Source organism: Thiofilum flexile DSM 14609, assembly GCF_000380185.1.
GTDB lineage: Bacteria > Pseudomonadota > Gammaproteobacteria > Thiotrichales > Thiotrichaceae > Thiofilum > Thiofilum flexile.
Map to the genome: position 1 here is coordinate 86,053 of NZ_KB904750.1, position 19,489 is coordinate 105,541.

General features: G+C 44.8%; 9 protein-coding genes. 5 read left to right on the forward strand and 4 right to left on the reverse strand.

Translation table 11 applies throughout. The features are described from left to right. The first annotated feature begins 53 nt into the window (after positions 1-53). The 4 genes from A3IK_RS21855 to pbpC all read left to right on the forward strand — a co-directional run bounded on the left by A3IK_RS21855 (position 54) and on the right by pbpC (position 13,847). Positions 54-1,412, forward strand: a complete 1,359-nt coding sequence (locus A3IK_RS21855; RefSeq protein ID WP_020558681.1) for an OmpA family protein — start codon at positions 54-56, stop codon at positions 1,410-1,412. A 117-nt stretch (positions 1,413-1,529) separates the two neighbouring features. Next, positions 1,530-5,279 (forward strand): phage tail tape measure protein, encoded by a 3,750-nt coding sequence (locus tag A3IK_RS0103980; protein WP_020558683.1) that lies wholly within the window; start codon positions 1,530-1,532, stop codon positions 5,277-5,279. Positions 5,280-5,598: 319 nt separating this feature from the next. Continuing rightward, positions 5,599-11,355 carry an alpha-2-macroglobulin family protein gene (locus tag A3IK_RS0103985; RefSeq protein ID WP_020558684.1) on the forward strand — a complete coding sequence of 1,919 codons (5,757 nt, stop codon included), beginning with the start codon at positions 5,599-5,601 and terminating at the stop codon, positions 11,353-11,355. Positions 11,356-11,450: 95 nt separating this feature from the next. Continuing rightward, positions 11,451-13,847, forward strand: coding sequence for a penicillin-binding protein 1C (gene pbpC, locus A3IK_RS0103990; RefSeq protein ID WP_020558685.1), 2,397 nt, complete (start codon positions 11,451-11,453; stop codon positions 13,845-13,847). Positions 13,848-13,883: 36 nt separating this feature from the next. Here pbpC and A3IK_RS0103995 read toward each other — a convergent pair whose 3' ends face one another. The 3 genes from A3IK_RS0103995 to A3IK_RS0104005 all read right to left on the reverse strand — a co-directional run bounded on the left by A3IK_RS0103995 (position 13,884) and on the right by A3IK_RS0104005 (position 17,558). Continuing rightward, positions 13,884-16,031: a PKD domain-containing protein gene (locus tag A3IK_RS0103995; RefSeq protein WP_020558686.1), complete on the reverse strand. Its 2,148-nt coding sequence runs from the start codon at positions 16,029-16,031 to the stop codon at positions 13,884-13,886. A gap of 144 nt (positions 16,032-16,175) precedes the next feature. Continuing rightward, entirely contained in the window at positions 16,176-16,832 is a 657-nt protein-coding gene (locus A3IK_RS0104000; protein WP_020558687.1) for an outer membrane beta-barrel protein, read from the reverse strand. A 333-nt stretch (positions 16,833-17,165) separates the two neighbouring features. Then, positions 17,166-17,558 carry a DUF3461 family protein gene (locus tag A3IK_RS0104005; RefSeq protein WP_110690272.1) on the reverse strand — a complete coding sequence of 131 codons (393 nt, stop codon included), beginning with the start codon at positions 17,556-17,558 and terminating at the stop codon, positions 17,166-17,168. Positions 17,559-17,749: 191 nt separating this feature from the next. Here A3IK_RS0104005 and A3IK_RS0104010 point away from each other — a divergent pair, with 191 nt between their 5' ends. Then, complete coding sequence (locus tag A3IK_RS0104010; RefSeq protein WP_020558689.1) at positions 17,750-18,172, forward strand: Lrp/AsnC family transcriptional regulator; 423 nt, start codon at positions 17,750-17,752, stop codon at positions 18,170-18,172. 17 nt (positions 18,173-18,189) lie between these two features. Here A3IK_RS0104010 and A3IK_RS0104015 read toward each other — a convergent pair whose 3' ends face one another. After that, the gene (locus A3IK_RS0104015; RefSeq protein ID WP_020558690.1) at positions 18,190-19,197 is read right to left on the reverse strand and encodes a quinone-dependent dihydroorotate dehydrogenase; all 1,008 of its coding nucleotides are present in this window, start codon (positions 19,195-19,197) and stop codon (positions 18,190-18,192) included. Positions 19,198-19,489 lie beyond the last annotated feature (292 nt).

Here is a 19,489-nt window from a genome sequence, read left to right on the forward strand (position 1 = left end):
ACTCTATGGTCGTGTTTCATCCTCCTAAAAATAGATAAGGTAGTCTTTAAGCTATGAAAACTGAACAACGTAAATGCTGTTGCGGGGGTCTACCCGCGCTTTGGTGGTGGTTACTAGCCCTGTTAGGCACAGGATTGCTCTATCTTGGGATGATTGCCAATAAACAAAGGCCGATTGAGCAAGACCTAACGGAGCGCTCGACCACTGTTCTGGAGCAATCGGGTTATGATTGGGTAAAACCTGTTGTCAACCAACGGGGACGTGATGTTTATCTTTCGGGTGTTGCCCCTGATGAGACTAGCCGCCAAACCGCCATCCGTAATGTTCAAAACTTATATGGGGTAAGAACAGTCGATGCAGCAGGCCTAAAAGTTGCTGGCGATCCCATGGTTCCCCCTCCTCCTGTTGCTAGTAGTACTACTGCTGCTACCACAGGTACTTTAGCCGTTGGAACGGCTTCTGGTTTAATTGCAGCCGGTACATCTGATGCCAACTCTGATACTACTGCATCAATGGATACTACAACTAGCACGCCAACAGATGCGACAACAACGACTGTTACTAGCAGCATGACGGATACGCCTGAGAGCACGCTAGCAGCAGGTGTTCCTGAAACTAGTACCGAACCCGAACCCACCACACAGGCCACAGTGCCTACCACTACTGTACAGGGTAATGTCAATTCATCTACCTCAACAGAAGCAACTAGCACTACTGCTGCTCCGGCAACAGCCACTACAACAGCAGAAGCGCCTACTACTAATACTACTAATACCTCTACACCTGAAGAAAATACGGTTGTAACCGCTCCTGCCCCCGCAGCAGAGCCAGCTCCATCAGCAACTTCAGCCTCTACACCTAGCTCAACTACTAATACCACTCAAGCGTTATCCCCCACCACAGGCAAACCCGCTTCACCAGAAGCTTCAGCCTCTACACCTAGCTCAACTACTAATACAGCTCAAGTATTATCCCCCACGACAGCGACCCCTGCTGTTACTCCAGACCCAGAGCCTGTAGTAGTGCTGGATGATAAACAACAAACTTGCCAAAACCGCTTTAGCCAAGAAGTGAAAGACACCACTATTCAGTTTAGTGTCAATAAAGCTGTCATTACTCCAGGTAGCTATCCTCTATTAGATACCCTAGCCACTATTGCTAAAGAGTGTGCTGGTACATTAGGTAATCTGAAGGTAGAAGTTGGCGGGCATACCGATAGTGATGGTAATGATAAATACAATCAACAGTTGAGCGAGCAACGTGCTGGCGCTGTTAAACAATACTTAGTCAAGAAAGGTGTTGCTACTACACTGTTAACTGTTAAAGGCTATGGTGAATCCCGTCCTGTTGCGTCTAATTTGACTGCTGAAGGTCGCGCCCAAAACCGTCGTATTGAATTTAAACTCAAATAAATAGGACTACACGATGCACTACTTATTAGTTAATTTGTGGCCTTGGCTACTGCTAGCCTTCATATTCGGCCTTATTTTAGGCTGGTTCTTCCCTCGTAAACGGCGTGGAGAGCGTTCATGAACTTTAACTTCTTTCATCTTGAGTCCTTAGCTCTGTTATTAGCTGCTCTATTACTGGGTTATTTAATTGGTCGCTGGTTAGTCAGTCTCTTTTGCCGTAGCAAAAAAATAGTGACTATTGAGGATACGACCTCCACCACCAACCCCTATAACCTGAGTAATACCTCATCGACTATTAAAGCGAATGCAGCAGCGGATGCAGAAAAAACTCGTTTATCTACGGTCAGCAATGCTCGTGTGGTCACTAATGATCAACGCACGCCCTCACCTGCTAGCCGTGGGATTACAACCGATGCAGTTAAACTCAATACAGACCTGAAACCTGAGCTAAATATTGATGCACCTAAGGTAGCGGTTAATACCTTTACTAGTGAACTTGAATTACCTAAGACAGAGGTAAGACAACCCAAACTAAGCACTGATGCTTTATCTAAAGTAGCTTTGGCTACAGGTGGTGCAGCGGTCGTCGGTATTGGTAGTAAATTACTAGCGGATAAAGAAACGCCTGCTACTAATATTAATCTGGATATTAAAGCACCTAAGATTGAGGCTCCTGCTGTACCTGAGCTGGCGCTAGATATGCCAGAGGTGGGGGTTAATGTACCGGATCTTTCATTAAATAAGCCCAAGGTTGAGGTAGAACTTCCCAATTTAACTGGGCATAAAATTGATTTAGAGGTCAATACGCCTGATATGGGCGGCAGTGATATTCAACTACCGGATGTTAATTTTGAGGCACCTAGCCTTAAGGTAGATGTAGCACCGGCTGATATCACAACACCTGCAATACCCAATGTCACTCGTGGGGCGGTAGGTATTAGCGCACCCAGTATGGATACACCAGATTGGTTAGTGCAATCCCCTGTGGTTGAGGAGACTGTTGCCATTACCGAAGCAGCTATACCTGCTTGGGCACATACTCCTGCAAAAGAAACGCCTGATGGTGTTCCGTATTGGGCACATTTCAAAGCCAAAGATACCCCAGATGGCATCCCCTATTGGGCACATTTTACGGCTAAGGACACTCCTGATGGCATTCCCTATTGGGCACACTTCACAGCCAAAGAGACTCCTGATGGCATCCCCTATTGGGCACACTTCAAAGCGAAAGAACTATCTACTGAACTAGATGCATCTCCCCTTACTCACAAAGTCATTGAGGCGAAAGATACATTAGTTGAGAAAACCACTGACCTAGCCGATGCCACTGGCGCTAAACTGGCGGATGCTACACACACTCTCGCAGATGCCGGTCATACCCTCGCAGATAAGGCTAAACACTTAGTTGATGTTGCAAAGGATAAGCTGGTCGATGCGAAAGAGGCTGTAGTTGATAGCACTGACGCTACTGTAGGTAAGGTTGAGGATGCTTCTGGCTCACTTAAAGCGGGTTTAGCTTCAGCCGGTGCAGTCACTATCGGACTCGGGTCTGCCCTTGTTCACAAAGTGGTTGATGCTAAAGATGCCGTAGTAGAAAAAACCGCTGATCTAGCTGATGCAACGGGTGATAAATTGGCAGAGGCCAAGGATGCTACTGTTAAATTAGCCGTAGATACTAAACATACTGTTGCAGATGCGGGTCACACCCTCGCAGATAAAGCTAAACATCTAGCTGACTCGGCGGAAGGTAAACTTATTGGTGCGAAAGATGCGGTAATTGATACCACAGATGCAGTCATTGACACTACAGGCATGACCGTAGATAAGGTTGAGGATAGTTCTGGTTCACTCCTCGGCTCACTCAAAACTGGCTTAGCCTCTGCTGGAGCCGCTACGCTTGGACTGGGTTCTACTCTCGCTCACAAAGTGGTTGAAGCTAAAGACGCGGTAGTGGACAAAACCGCTGACTTAGCCGATGCCACAGGTGATAAGCTTGCCGATGCTAAACATACCCTCGAAGATAAGGCTAAACACTTAGCCGATGCGACTAGTGATAAATTGGCAGATGCGAAGAATGCGGCCGCTAAATTAGCGGAAGAGACTAAACATACTTTTGCAGATGCGGGGCATACCCTAGCAGATAAAGCTAAGCATTTAGCTGACTCGGCTAAGGATAAACTGGTTGATGCGAAAGATGCAGTAGCAGATAGTACTGACGCCGCCGTGGCTAAAGTTGAGGACTCTTCCGGCTCAATCAAAGCGGGTTTAGCTTCTGCTGGAGCGGCTACTCTTGGATTAGGCTCAACTCTCGCTCATAAAGTGGTTGAAGCTAAAGATGCCGTAGTAGAAAAAACGGCTGATCTAGCTGATGCGACAGGTGATAAGCTTGCCGACGCTAAACACACCCTCGCTGATGCCGGTCACACTATCGTAGATAAAGCTAAACATCTAGCTGACTCGGCGGAAGGTAAACTGGTTGGCGCGAAAGATGTGGTAATTGATACCACAGATGCAGTCATTGACACTACAGGCATGACCGTAGATAAGGTTGAGGACAGTTCTGGTTCACTCCTTGGCTCACTCAAAACTGGCTTAGCTTCTGCTGGAGCCGCTACTCTTGGACTGGGCTCTACTCTTGCTCACAAAGTGGTTGAAGCTAAAGATGCAGTAGTAGAAAAAACTGCTGACTTAGCCGATGCAACAGGTGATAAGCTTGCCGACGCTAAACACACTCTCACTGATGCGGGTCACACTATCGTAGATAAAGCTAAACACTTAGCTGAAACTACGGGTGATAAATTAGTGGAGGCTAAGGACGCGACGGTTGAATTAACGGCTGATACCCAACATACCCTTACAGATGCAGGTCATACTCTCGCGGATAAAGCTAAACATTTAGCCGATGCTAGCGGTGATAAACTTGCGAATGTAGGCCACACTATTGCAGATAAAGCTAAACATTTAGCTGAAACGGCTGGTGATAAACTCGCGGCTGCTAAAGAGGCGGTAGTTGATAGCACTGATGCGGCTGTTGCTAAGGTTGAGGACTCTTCTGGCTCACTCAAAGCGGGTTTAACCTCTGCGGGTGCGGTTACGCTGGGATTAGGCTCTACTCTCGCTCACAAAGTGGTTGAGGCTAAAGACACGGTTGCAGAGAAAGCGGCTGACTTAGCCAACAAAACAGGCGATAAACTTGTAGATGCTAAAGAAGCGGCGGTTGATGCAGGCAAAATTGTAGCTGATAAAGCCAAAAATCTAGCACATGAGGTAGACAGAAAAGTAGCTGATGCTAACGATACTCCGATTGAAATTGAAGTAGCGAAGGCAAAAGATACTACTGATGAGCTAGTCATGCTGACTACAACGGCTATAGTGGATAAAGCTGGCAATGTGGTTGAAGTAGTTGATGAAAAAGTAACAGCTCTTCATAGCTCTAGTACTCCTTCTGTGGATACGAAGACTGCTACTACCGAAATCTCAGGACAAGATAAAAAAATCTTTAGTCCTGATCTACCGAGTTTCCACATCAATCCTAACCATGTACAGCCAACTAAGGCACCTGTTACACCTAATGAAATGCCTACAGTCAGTGTACATCTCTCCTCCAATCCTAATAAAACGACTGAAACGCCCAATGATTTAGTCGCTAAGGGTGAGGAGCTATTAGGTAAGGCAAAAACAGCGCTGCATGATTTTGCCGATAAAAACCCTGACTTAGTCAAAAAAGCCGAGCATTTAAGCGAACAAGGCTTTAAGCAAGGCATGAGTTTCTTAGATAAGGCACGGGGTTTGGCTCAAAAGGCGGTTCATAAGATCGAGGAAGGTATGCAACGCCTCGATGATAAAGACTCTAACGGTAAGAAATAACTCGTTAAATAGCTTTATCTAGGTAAAGGGAGTTAATTTAATTATTAACTCCCTTTATTTATAGTGGCCTGAAAAAAGCCGTATTACTAAATCGCAATTACATTATAAATCAAATTATTAGCCTCATTTTATTCAAGCATAAAACCTTTTACAATGACTCTTAAACCCTATACAGACTTGTCTATATCATGCTATTTTAACTGTACTTGCGCCCTATTTTCGTATGAACTATTCATAAATAACTTAGTCATTAATTAGACTATGGAATGAAAAACTCTGCTTTCCGACTTGCTTAGCGAATTCTGGGAGGAATGCCCACATGAATACTAGAATAATTTCTCGATTTTGGTTGCATCGACTGCTCTTGCTACTAGCCTTAACTAGTCTAGTGGTGGGTTGTCAGGATGACACTAAAACCTCTAATGCGACCTCTACTACGAATGAAGTGATTGCGAATGTTGCAACTGCTGCCTCTAGTAGCTCAACTCCCGCCAATGCCTCTGGCCTTAAGCCTTGGGCGGAATGGGTCAAAACCTATCCACAAGGTATTTTGAGCCGTACTACACCGATTTTAATCACCTTCCGCCAGCCTATTATCGCTGAAGATCAAGTGGGTAAAACCGCTGATACCTATCTCAGTCTTAGTCCTACCGTTGCAGGTAAAGCGACCTTTGATACCACAAGTAGCATTACCTTTACCCCTGATAAAGCATTAAATTCCGCTCAAATCTATACCGTTGCTTTAAAACCAGCGGGCTTATTGAATATTCCTGCGGAGCTTGCTCCGATGGAAATGAGTTTCAAAACACCAGCATTAGAGTTAGATGTGCAAACCGATGGCTTAGTACCTAGCACCCAATTTCAAAATCAAATGCAACTCAATGGCACGGTTTATACCTCAGACTACGCGGAAGATTTAACGGTTGAAAAAATATTACAAGCCACCGTACAAAATAAAACATTACCTATTAGCTGGGAACATAATGGCGCAGCTACTGAACATCGTTTTACAGTTAATGCGATTCCACGCGAAACCTTTGCTACTGAATTAGCACTGGCTTGGGATGGAGCAGGACTTAATGCGACTGGGACTCAGGCGAAAGGACAAAAAACCGTTGCTATTCCTAGCCAGAAAACTTTCAATATTACCCGCATTCAAACCGAAACGGATAATAGCAAGCCCTATATTAGCGTCACCTTTTCCGACTTATTAAATCCAAGCCAAGATTTAACCGGATTAGTACAGCTCGATAGTGATAAAATCCGCACCCAAATTATTGGTAATCGTATTTCAGTCTATCCTAGTGATGATATAGAACCCGGTGAGCATAAACTGATTATTAACTCCGGTATTCAAGCCGCGAATGCCAGTTTAGGTAAACTACCCGCGACTCTCGTAGAAACGATTCGTTTAGAACCCCCTAAACCCATGGTACGCTTTGTTGGTAAAGGCAGTATTTTACCGGATAATCAAACCCTAGAAATTCCTATTGAAGTACAAGCGGCTAATGCCGTACAAGTTACTGCCTTTGAAATTTACCCCGATAATGTCCCCCAATTCTTACAAGTCAATGATATCCATGGTAACGATAATACGGGCAGAGTAGGACGCTATTTATGGCGCAAAACCATTCCTGTGCAAATGGCTAACCCTAATCAATGGAATCGTTTTACCTTAGATGCGACTCAATTACTTAAAACGAAACCCGGTACTTTATATCGTTTAGAATTATCCATTGACCGCCGTCATTCCACTTTTCAATGCCCACCTAGCACAGCAGCGCCGACCAAAACCGATGCGCCTTTGAAAAATTATGAGGATGATGGTGAGCGTGCGGCTAGTGGTTGGGATGGTATTGCAGATTACTATGCCAATGCTAGTGGCGAACAAGAATACGATTGGGATCAGCGTAATAATCCTTGCAATGATAGTTATTACTATTACAACGATGAGAAGACTAAAAGTGGGCAAAATTTTCTGGCTAGCAATTTAGGGTTAATGGCTAAACAAGAAGATAATGGCTTAATCCATGTGATTGTAACCGATCTGCGTACTGCGAATCCGGCAGCAGGTGTAGAACTCACTATTCATAATTACCAAGGGCGTAGTTTAGGTACTGCCACGACGGATGATAAAGGCTTTGCCACCATTCAAACGCCAAGTACACCTTTTTTACTGGTTGCTAAACAAGGCACTGATACCGGCTATCTCAAACTCAATGCTAATAGCGCCCTCTCTATTAGTCAATTTGATGTCGGTGGCGAAAAGCTGCAAAAAGGCTTGAAAGGCGTGCTCTTTGGTGAGCGCGGTGTTTGGCGTCCGGGCGATAATATTTATATGACCTTTGCGCTGCAAGACCGCGCAAAAACCTTACCCAGCAATCACCCGGTAACTGTGCAACTGATTGACCCTATGGGTAAAGTCAAACAGGTGCAAACCAATAGAACCCCTACTGGCCCCTTCTATACTTTTACCCTACAGACGGATGAGTCTGATCCTACGGGTAATTGGTTAGTCAAAGCTAATTTAGGCGCGAGCACCTTTGATAAGAGCATTAAAGTCGAAACCATACGCCCGAATCGCCTCAAAATTGACTTAAGCTATGGCACCGATATGCTCTATGGCTATAAGCCGCTACCGGATGCTAAGCTCTTTGCCCAATGGTTACATGGAGGCAAAGCAAGTAATCTAAAGGCTGATGTGAGTGTACGCTTACGGGAAAAGACCACGCAATTTGGGCGTTTTAATGATTATACCTTTGATGATCCTACCCGTAGCTTAGACAGCGAAGATCAGCAGCTAGTCGAGGGGCGTTTAGATGCGGAGGGCTATTTAACTTTTAATAAGTCTTTCCAACCCAAAGAACCCGCCCCCGGTATGTTAAGTGCTTGGTTTACCAGCCGCGTCCATGAAGAAGGCGGTGGTTTTAGTATCACTAAGCAAGACATGGATTATTATCCCTTTGAAAACTATGTCGGTATTAAAGCCCCTAAAGGGGATGCTGAGCGCGGGATGCTATTAACCGATACCCCACACACCATCGACATTGCCAGTGTGAATGCTGAAGGCAAAGACGTCTCCCTCTCTCAAGTCGAAGTCACGCTATATAAAATCGAGTGGAAATGGTGGTGGGATAAAACCCCTGAATCCTTAGCGGAATATTCTGACTCTAGCCATAGCAGTAAACTACAGCAAAAAGTGATTAGTACCACTAATGGACAAGGTACTTGGAACTTCCAAATTAACTACCCTGATTGGGGACGTTATTTAATTCGTGCCTGTGATCTCACAGGTAAACACTGCACCGGCAAGACCCTGTATGTGGATTGGCCGGGTTGGGCAGGTCGTGCGCAGGAAGAAGGCTCTGGTGCGGCTGCCATGTTGCGCTTTGCTAGTGACAAAGATGCTTATAAAGTTGGTGAAACCGCTAAAATTCAACTCCCCGAAGCTACTAAAGGGCGGGCACTCCTCACCGTTGAAAATAGCTCGCAAATCCTTGACCAACGCTGGCTAGAACTCACTGGTGATCGTACTCAAGTCGAGATTCCCATTACTGATAAAATGGCACCCAATGTCTATGTGAGTATTACCCTACTGCAACCGCATCAAAACAAAGACAATGATCGCCCTATTCGTCTGTATGGCATTATTCCCTTAAAAGTAGAGAATCCTAGCACCCTGCTACAACCAGTAATTACCGCAGCAGAGGAATGGAAACCGACCACGCCACAAACGTTTACTGTGAGCGAGCAAAACGGCAAAGCTATGACCTATACCCTTGCGGTAGTGGATGAAGGCTTACTGGGACTCACGCGTTTTGAGACCCCCGATTTGCATAAATCCTTCTATCGTAAAGAAGCTTTGGGGATTAAAACCTGGGATCTATTTGATGATGTGATTGGTGCTTATGGTGGTCAATTAGAGCGTATGTTAGCCCTCGGTGGGGGTGATGAGGCTCAAATTGATGATGCGGCTAATAAACCGAAACGCTTCCCTCCAGTGGTGAAATTCTTAGGAGCCTTTACCCTAGATGCAGGGCAAACCAAAGAGCATACGGTAGAATTACCGCCTTACTTAGGGGCGGTGCGAGTGATGCTAGTCGCTGCACAAGATCAAGCCTATGGTAAAGCCGAAAAGCCCATCTTTGTGCGTCAACCGGTGATGTTATTGTCCTCACTCCCGCGTACCCTTAAAACCAATGAAACGGTTCAAGTACCGCTGACCATCTTTGTGGGCAAACCGGAGGTGAAACAAGTCACCATTGAAGTCAAAGGTAATAACGCCTTTGCTTCTTTCCCAACGCCTACCACCACAGTGGACTTTGCTGAGCCGGGTGAAAAGGTTATTTCTGTACCAGTCAAAACGGGTAATATTCCGATGATGGGTAAGCTGCAATTTATTGCCAGCAGTGGAGCTGAAACCAGTCAGCAAGAGGTTGATATTGCAGTGCAAGCCCCTAATCTACCGAGTATTCGCTCCGTGATGTCCACTATTGATCCACAAAATACGTGGTCAACTAGCATTACCCCACACGGCTTAGCCGGTACAAATCAAAGCACTTTAGAAGTGTCTGCACTGCCGGGGCTGAATCTGGATCAACATCTGGATTATTTAATCAACTATCCGCATGGTTGCTTAGAGCAAACCACCTCTTCTGCTTTCCCACAATTGTATTTACCTAAGCTATTGCAGTTGCCACCTGAACAGCAGCAAAAAGTCGAACGCCATATTAAACATGCGATTGATAAAATGGGGAGCTATCAAGCGGCGAGTGGTAATTTAATGTATTGGCCGGGTTCCAACGAGGCGAATGCTTGGGCCAGTATCTATGCGGGTAATTTCCTGATTGAAGCGCAAAAACAAGGCTATGCCGTACCGACAACCTTGCTCTCAAGCTGGTTATTATATCAGGCCAATCAAGCGCAAGAATGGAGTGCTTCCTCGACGCCTAATGAAGATAGCAGCCATATCCAAGCCTATCGTTTATATGTCTTGGCACTCGGTGGTAAACCGCAATTAGGCGCTATGAATCGTTTGCGTGAGTCGGGCAAAGCCAATACGCAAGCGCGGTGGTTATTAGCTGCGGCCTATCAGCAAGTCGGTCAAGCAGAAGCTGCGACCCAACTCACTCAAGGCTTAAATGCGGCTCAAGCGCCTACGCCGACCCCAGAGCAAACCTTTAGCGGTAAATTGGGCAATTTAGGGATTCAATTAGAGACCCTATTAGCGCTCAATAAAACGCAAGATGCGGATGCTTTAATTCAGCAAATGGCGATTGAATTAGCGATTGCGGATAATGCCAATACCCAAGACCTCTCCTGGGCTTTAATGTCCATTGCCCATTATCTAGCGCAATCGGGGCAAAGTATTAAAGCGCAACTAGGCATAGAGGGTGCGGCGGCAATGGCCTTAACTAGCACCCAATCGATTATCAGCCAACGCCTAGCCACTGCTGATGCGCCTTTCAAAATCGAGCTACGCAATGAGGGCGATCATAAGCTCTATGCCACGGTTTATACCAAAGGCATTGCTGCAGCGGGTAATGAAGCGCCTGAAAGCAAGGGGCTAACCTTACAGATGGAGATTGTGAATAGCGCCAAACAAGTGGTATGGAGTAGTCAAACTATGAGTGCTACCCCAGTGCAATTAGCTCAAGGTCAGGACTATAACGTCGTGGTACAAGTCACGAATAGTACACCTAAAGCGGTAAAACGGGTGGCACTGAGCACTCTAGTCCCCTCTGGGGTGGAAATTGGTACACCTGCGGAGGCGGCAAAGGCAGGGCTAAGCTATCAAGAGGTGCGGGATGATCGGGTATTGAGTTACTTTGATCTAAAAGCGGATGGCAAGAAAACGGTGACTATACCGATTAATGCCGCCTTTTTAGGTGACTATTATTTCCCAGCGGTGAGTGCTGAGGTCATGTATGAGCCTAATAAGCGTGGACGTACAGCAGGATTAGCAGTGCAAATTGTGAAAACGGTTACTGCACCTGCTAGTGTACCCACCCCCGCACCGTCTACTACAACCCCGGCTAGTACTACTACACCAGCGGCTCCAGCAGCGACTAATTAGGCGCAAGGAGGCTTAACAGAAAGTAGACTGGCTTGTTAATAAAGTGCTCGTGCTGTTTTAGGCACGAGCCACTTTCTGCCCTATTGCAAATCATCATGACTCATCTATCCCCAGAAGCTCAGAATCACCAACCTATACGCCGCTATTATGGGTTAATGGTACTACCTACCTTAATCGTATTATTTCTAGGGTTTAGTGCGTGGTGGTATTGGCTTGCCGTGCCGGATGAACTCTTTGCCGCTCCCACCTCCAATGTAGTACTAGATCGCCATGGCAAGCTCTTAAGTGCCCAAATTGCTGAGGATGAACAATGGCGCTTTCCCGATATTGATCAAGTACCGGAGAAGTTTGCCACCGCGATTACTCTCTTTGAGGATAAACGCTTTAATACGCATTGGGGGGTTGATCCTGTGGCATTACTGCGTGCGGCTTATCTTAATCTGCGTCAACGCCGGGTGGTTAGTGGTGGCAGTACGCTAACCATGCAAGTTATTCGCCTCTCGCGTCATAATCCAGCGCGTACTTTAGGTGAAAAAGTCATGGAAATGGCACGCGCTTTACGGCTAGAAAGTCGCCTAGATAAAGCCGCTATTTTAAAGCTCTACGCCAGTCACGCTCCCTTTGGGGGTAATGTGGTAGGGCTTGAGGCTGCAGCTTGGCGCTATTTTGGACGTGATCCTGCTCAATTATCATGGGCAGAAAGTGCCATGCTTGCAGTATTACCCAATAATCCCGCACTAGTACATTTAAGCCGTAATCGTCAGCGTCTCTTAAACAAACGCAATGCGCTCTTAAAAAGACTTCATGAACAACACTACCTAAGCGAACTCGACTACAAACTCGCAGTGGCAGAACCCTTACCCGATGCTCCCCATGCCCTACCACGTTTAGCCCCGCATTTATTAGATACCTTAGCGCTCAAACAACGTGAGGGACAACGCTTCCATACCACCATTGATGGTGTACTCCAGCAACAGCTCCAAAACCTAACTCAACGCACGGGTGAGCAATTGGCACTAGAGGGTATTAATAATCTGGCGGTGTTAGTCATTGATAATAAAACCTTTGAGGTACGTGCCTATCAGGGTAATCGTCCTAGTATTAACCCCCAAACAGATGGCTATGCCATAGATCTAATTCAACGCCCCCGCAGCACTGGCAGTACCCTAAAACCGCTCTTATTTGCCGCTATGCTAGAGCAAGGTCTGATTGTACCGGACTCGCTGATTGCTGATGTTCCGATTAGCTATACCGGCTTTACCCCGCAAAACTATGATCGTGCCTATCGAGGTGCCGTGCCTGCCCATGAGGCATTGGCTCGCTCGCTCAATATTCCAGCCGTGAATATGCTGAGCCAATACGGGGTACAACCGTTTCAAATTCTGTTACAACAAATCGGTATGCAATACCTCAAGCGTCCTGCACGGGATTATGGTCTAAGCCTCATCTTAGGGGGGGCGGAGGGTTCACTTTGGGAGATTACCCATCTCTATGCTAATTTAGCCTATTTAGCCGCTCAAGAACCCTATACCACCCCCCGCCATTGGCAACGCGCTAAAGTATTAGCCAGTCAAGCCACCGAAACCGAGCGTATTGTCAGCCTCTCCACTGCGAGTGCTTGGCTGACGGTCGAAGCATTGATTGAGGTAGCGCGTCCGGGTGATGAAGGTTATTGGGAAAAATTCAGCAGTAGTCAGCGGGTAGCGTGGAAAACCGGCACTAGCTATGGACATCGTGACGCGTGGGCCATTGGGATTACCCCGCTTTATACGGTGGGAGTATGGGTCGGTAATGCCAGTGGTGAAGGACGCAATGGTCTAACTGGCACACTCAGTGCGGCTCCCTTACTATTTAACACCTTCAATCTATTGCCCACTAGCAGCGAATGGTTCGCTAAACCGGAGTGGCAACTCAGTAAAATCGCGGTATGTAAGGATGATGGTTACCTCAGCAACGGTCAATGTATGACTAAACAAGTAGATGCCCCTCAAGGCGGACGCTTTACCCGTCTTAGTCCCTATCATCAGCTCATTCATTTAGATAGTAGCGGACAATGGCGCGTTACCAGTGACTGTGAACCGGTTTATCAAATGCAAACCCGTAACTGGTTTATTTTACCACCCGATCAAGCTTATTATTACCGTCAGCATCATGCCAATTATCAACCCTTGCCACCATTTCGCGCCGATTGCCAAGCACTCGATAACTCTCAATCTGAAGCCATTGCTCTAGTCTATCCACGCCCCAATACCCAGATTTATCTACCGCGTGAATTAGATGGTAAACGTAATCAAGTCGTCTTTCGTGCCGTACCACGTCGCCCAGAGACCTTACTGTATTGGCATGTAGATGATCAATTTGTCGGTACAACTCAAACCTTTCATAGCCAAGCGCTGACTATTCCTGTGGGCGAGCATAAGGTCGCTGTGGTAGATGAGGTCGGTAATCGGGTGGAGCAGAATTTTCAAGTGCTATATGGCGAGCAACACTAAGGCTAGTGTTAGACTAGCCTTAGTGTTAAGTACTAACTAAAAGGATATACCATTATTCGTAAAGAACTCTTTTATAATGAGTTTTTTATCTGTTTCTGCCCCTGTTGAATACAACGGGAACCAAGAGGAATAGTTTTTATAACCCCGCTCTTGATATGTCGTTGTGGCATCTGAGCGAGTCAGCTTTTTATTAATCCAATTACCATTACTATCTAAAGAGCGTTCCTCGGTAGTGAGAACGTTATAAATACCATCACCAGCAGTATCCTGCTCTTGGGTCAGGGTTAATTTATTAGTGCTAACTACAACCGTTTCACGCTTATTCTGATCTATTTTTCCATCACCATTACTGTCTAGCTGCTCAGCATAATAGGTACGATTACCGGCACTATCGTATTGAGCTTGATAGCTTTCAATTTTATCCCACACTTTATCCTTATTAGTATCTTTAAACTTTTTACTCGCTATTACTCTTAATTGAGCATCATAATTCAATACCATTTGCTGTGTGGTGATTAACTCACCCCCCGGAGTTGGGGCTTCTTTAGAGGTTATGGTTTTAGTCAGTCTAGGCCAATCCATAGTAGAGCTTGATTGTGCTGTCACCTTACCTAATTCATTTTTAGTCTCTGAGCTATAGCCTAACTCACGACCTAAAGCATCTCGTAAATAATGAACAGTAGTTGTAGAATTTCCACTTACTAAGGTTCCGACTAAACTACCAGTAGTGTAAGAATAGTCATGAGAGCCACTCAGAATAACAGATGGCTCATTATAAGAATCAGCCGATATAACAGAGGTTAAATAACCATAGGGATTATAACCATAGCTCTCCCAGTATTTTCTTGTAACAATAATATCACTTGTAATTATATCACTATCAGTCTGACTAAATTGAGCTAACCAATTATTCTGATTGTACTCTGCTACAATATCACTCATTAATCTACCGTCATAGATAATAAAACCCTGACGTTGAGCTAGAGAGCCATACTTGTTGTAGGAGTAAATAACTCTACTATCAAAAGTCGTTGGTAAAGCCGTAATACTTTTATAGAATAATATTTGCTTATTCAATTGCTGTTTTAATTCATCAAAATCATAGACTTCAGCGACACTTGAGGGTGCTACATTGCTATAGTCGCGCCAATCACTCGCTACTTTAGGGATAGTAGGCTTTAAGCCCAAGCCACTATATAAATAATCTAATACCTTAGCATAGTTCATTAAGGGCTTTACTCCACCCCATAAACCTTGTGCTCGTCCTAAACCGATTAAATATTTAAAGTCAGGCTGATGATTAAAATATTGACTAGAATGAGTATTAAAACTCATTTTTTTATCTTGAGCTAAGGTAGTAAATGGGGTGGGAATACTAATCCCATTGCTGAGATTGCTATCTGTATCTAAGGCTTGTAAAAAAGCCGCTATATTGGTAGCTACTTCAAAAGGACTCGGTAAGTTATTAGCGTCTGGTATAGGCGTGGTACTATTCTCCATTTGCCTTAATACTTTACTAGTCTCTGCCGCCGTGATAGGGGGATTTTTAATACCCACTAAATCAAAAGGTGATAACTGCGCTTGAGCAGTTGCTTGACCTAACTCAATTCCGCCGACTTTAAAACTAATGCTTTCACCGGCTAAATACTTAAACTCCCCCGCCGTATTAGTCATGCCGGATTGAGTAGCAGTTTTATAGCTTAAACCACTGACCCCCTGAGGTGAGGCGATAAATTTTCCAGTTAATACATTACTCTCAGCAGGCTTAGGGTTAATTAAAATATTAATTGTATCCGCCGCAGGCCAGCCCTGATTATCAGTAACAACGAGTTGAAAGGTTAATGTTTCAGTCGTAGTTACATTAGGGGCAATAAAACTAGCCTTACTCGTATTACTATTGAATAGGGCAACAGAGGTTCCCGATTTTTGCTGCCAAAAGTATTGCAAGCCACCCTCATTATCACGGCTGCCACTCCCATCTAAGAGCACAGATGCAGTAGCGGTTACGGTTTGATTTAAACCAGCGGAAGCTTTGGGGAAAGTATTACCAAACTGCTGCTCTATTTTGGCACGGGTGGCGTCATCTAATTGATCCTCACAGCCACTCATTAAAATAGCCACTATGATTAGGCTTAAAAAACGACCTAATGACGACTTAGGTATAGGGATTGAGGTTAACGCCATGGGATACTCTTATAATTATAAATATGGTATCCGCCATCTTAGCGTTATTTATGAAGCTCTTTTAACTTAAAAAGACTAAAGGCAACATTAAAATCTAAGGGTACTTACTCAAGAAGCAAATACCCTCATACTCAGGCTAGCTACTTAAAAACGAAAAGCCATGCCTACATCCCAACGATCCACTGGCTCATCAAGATTATAACGCTCAACATTAGTGACTAAGCTCATACTACGATTAATATCATAGCCTAACCCTACCCGCACATAAGGATCGGTACCATCCGACTTAAACCGAAAGCTTGTCCCGTTCACGGTAACATTCTGCTTATCTTTCCATGCTACTGCACCGACGCCTAAATTCACACTTGCACGCGAGGCAATCGGCATACGATATTGCACCCCAGCGGTATAAGCACGATTACCACCCCGTTTAGAGGTTGCATCATACACCGCACGAGCCGCTTGAACGGGAGTGGTTCCCACAGGTACAACTAGATTTGCATTGTAATCTGTATTACCAAACTGGACTACACCCATATCTGCCGCCCAACGAGGGCTAAAATGATATTGAAACCCTAAACGCCCACTGGATTTTTTAGCTTTACCAGTGGAAATACTATTAACAGTGTAACCGCGTGTTGTTAAAGCCGAGGTATCAATGCTCGCATCTTGCTTTGCCTCACCTCCAGTAACAACTACACCTAAACGGGGATAAGCACCACCGCCACCACCACCCCAACCACCAGCAAAAACGCTGCTACTTGTAGCCGAAATGAGGGCTAATAAGATCATTTTTTTCATAAATTTTAGTCCTTACAAAAAGTACCTTATAACTTAAGTACTTGTATCCATTACATTAGTTTTATAGGCAAGGGGCAACCTACTACACACTAGTTTAGTACAAAATAGCGCTATTGGACTATATTCTACAAAAGCACAGGGTTATTTTACCGAACGACTAGAACTATTATCGTTAGTATTGATGCTGGATGGGGTTAGCACTTTGCGAGAACTATTATTAAAATATGAGTAGGTCAACAAACCTAGTATTTTTATCTCCTCTATAGATTGTTTATCAGTATCGAAATCAATCCGATACTGATATATATTTTTAATACTTAACTACGCAAGTTACTATTTAATTTTACCTACTAATTGGCGTAAGGCATTAATTTCACTGGTAAAGTCTAACTGCATACGCTCAATCTCAGCTAAGATTTGTTGTTTTAATTCATCAGCTGATACTTTATCGTTCACAATACTATCTAACTCGACTACCGCCTGAGAAAGAATAGGAGAAATTTCATAAACCTCTTCTGTTTTGCCTGTACCACTATCGATCATACGTGTATGCACTGAGCGCCCAATGCTATAGCTGCGTGTTACTGGCAGGAAAGAGCCCTTAGGACGTTGGTATTTAATTTTGAGTACATCAGTAGAGGGACTCGCTTGATATAGGGTATAGCCAATGATTTCTTGTGGATTTTGCACACCCATCTGTGCCAAGTTCGGATATGTAGTCATCATTAACCTCTTTCTGCTATTAGTGGAATTAAAACTATACCACTAGCGCTTACTTTCTGAAACGCCCCTTGCAAGCGCTTTGAGTATATTTTGAAATTAATTACCCTAATAAAGGATACGACAAACCCTTTCTATTCTAATTAGCCCCAATCATGCGATACTGAGCGCCCTAAGCCTAACACCTTAAATCCACTATGACCCTTGATTCATTTGATCACGCTATCCTTGCTTTATTGCGCCAGAATGCGCGTTTGAGTGTGTCTGAGCTAGCTAAACAGGTCAATCTATCGCGTAGTGCCGTGAGTCAGCGCATCAGTCGTTTAGAACAGGAAGGTATTATCACCGGCTACCATGCCGCTGTGAATTTATCCCCACAAACCATACGAGCTTATTTAATCGCTATTTTTCATACCCCTAATTGCCGTACCTATGGTAAGCGTTTACAGCATTACCCTGAAATCAAATATGTGCATTCGGTGGCGGGGGATTTGGATTTATTAATTTTTGTGGAAGCGCCCAGCATGGAGCGCTTAAGTCAAATTCGGGATGAGATTAGTACATGGTCGGAAGTCACTAGTATTAAAACCTATCCCCTATTAACCAATGTATTAGGCTAATCTATAGAGCATTAGCTTTAACGCGTCGCATCAATACATGCTTTGATTAAGGGGGGGCCTTGATAAATCAGGCCGCTATACACCTGCACCAACTTTGCCCCAGCATCTAATTTAGCCTTAGCATCAGCTCCTGTGCTAATGCCACCGACGCCAATAATGGGCAATTCATCTTTTAAATGCTGATAAAACTCGGCAATCACTTCGGTGGAGCGCTCTGTTAAAGGTTTACCACTTAAGCCACCCTTTTCATCAGCATAGTGCAATCCCTGAATTTTAGAGCGATCTAATGTGGTATTCGTCGCAATTAAACCATCCATTTGGGTGCTTAATAGTACTTCTGCAATGCCTTCTATATCTGCTTTCTCTAAATCGGGGGCTACTTTTACCACCACCGGCACATAACGTCCACTTTCATCGGCTAATTGCAATTGAGTTTGTTTTAAGGGCGCTAATAATTGCTTTAGCTCTGCTCCATATTGCAAAGTACGTAATCCGGGTGTATTCGGGGAGGAAATATTTACCGTAATATAATCAGCATACGGATAAACCGCCTGCATAGCCTTTTGATAATCCTCTAAGGCATTTTCTACGGGGGTATCAAAGTTTTTACCGATATTAATCCCTAAAATCCCGGTATAGGTTTTTTGCTTTACTTGCTGAATGAGATAGTCGACACCCTCATTATTAAATCCCATACGATTAATAATGGCCTCTGCTTCTTTGAGGCGAAATAGGCGCGGTTTAGGGTTACCGGGTTGAGCGCGTGGGGTAATCGTCCCAATTTCAATAAAACCAAAACCTAAGGTCGCAAGTGCATCAATGTAATCACCATTTTTATCTAAACCTGCCGCTAGACCCACCGGATTAGGGAAATTTAAACCCATGACCTGCACTTGACGCCCCATCATGGCCTCTGATTTTCCAGTTAGACCCCAGGTGGTGGCACGTTTTAAACTGTTTAAGGTCAGATGGTGGGAAGTTTCAGCGGGTAGTAAAAACAATAATTCACGAATTAAGCGGTACACTCAAGCGCCCCTACAAGCAAAGTATAAAAGGGGCTATTATGCACGAATCAAGACGAAGTCAGCATACTTTTGCTAGACCTTCAGGGCAATCGCTTGAACCCTGCTATATAAATAGAGGATAAGTAAGGCTTTTACTCCGAGAGCCGTCAAGATGCCAAACACTCCTCCTATCCCCCCTACCCAATGCCCACCTCCTGCCAATGCCGTAAGCCGTCTGATGGAACATCTGGCAAGCCTACGCGATCCGCGCCAACTCGCCAAAGTGATCTATCCGCTGCCCGAGATCCTATTA

Coding starts and splice junctions, on each gene's coding strand:
- A3IK_RS21855 (WP_020558681.1), top strand. CDS start 54: ATGAAAACTGAACAACGTAAATGCTGTTGCGGGGGTCTACCCGCGCTT.
- A3IK_RS0103980 (WP_020558683.1), top strand. CDS start 1,530: ATGAACTTTAACTTCTTTCATCTTGAGTCCTTAGCTCTGTTATTAGCT.
- A3IK_RS0103985 (WP_020558684.1), top strand. CDS start 5,599: ATGAATACTAGAATAATTTCTCGATTTTGGTTGCATCGACTGCTCTTG.
- pbpC (WP_020558685.1), top strand. CDS start 11,451: ATGACTCATCTATCCCCAGAAGCTCAGAATCACCAACCTATACGCCGC.
- A3IK_RS0103995 (WP_020558686.1), bottom strand. CDS start 16,031: ATGGCGTTAACCTCAATCCCTATACCTAAGTCGTCATTAGGTCGTTTT.
- A3IK_RS0104000 (WP_020558687.1), bottom strand. CDS start 16,832: ATGAAAAAAATGATCTTATTAGCCCTCATTTCGGCTACAAGTAGCAGC.
- A3IK_RS0104005 (WP_110690272.1), bottom strand. CDS start 17,558: ATGATGACTACATATCCGAACTTGGCACAGATGGGTGTGCAAAATCCA.
- A3IK_RS0104010 (WP_020558689.1), top strand. CDS start 17,750: ATGACCCTTGATTCATTTGATCACGCTATCCTTGCTTTATTGCGCCAG.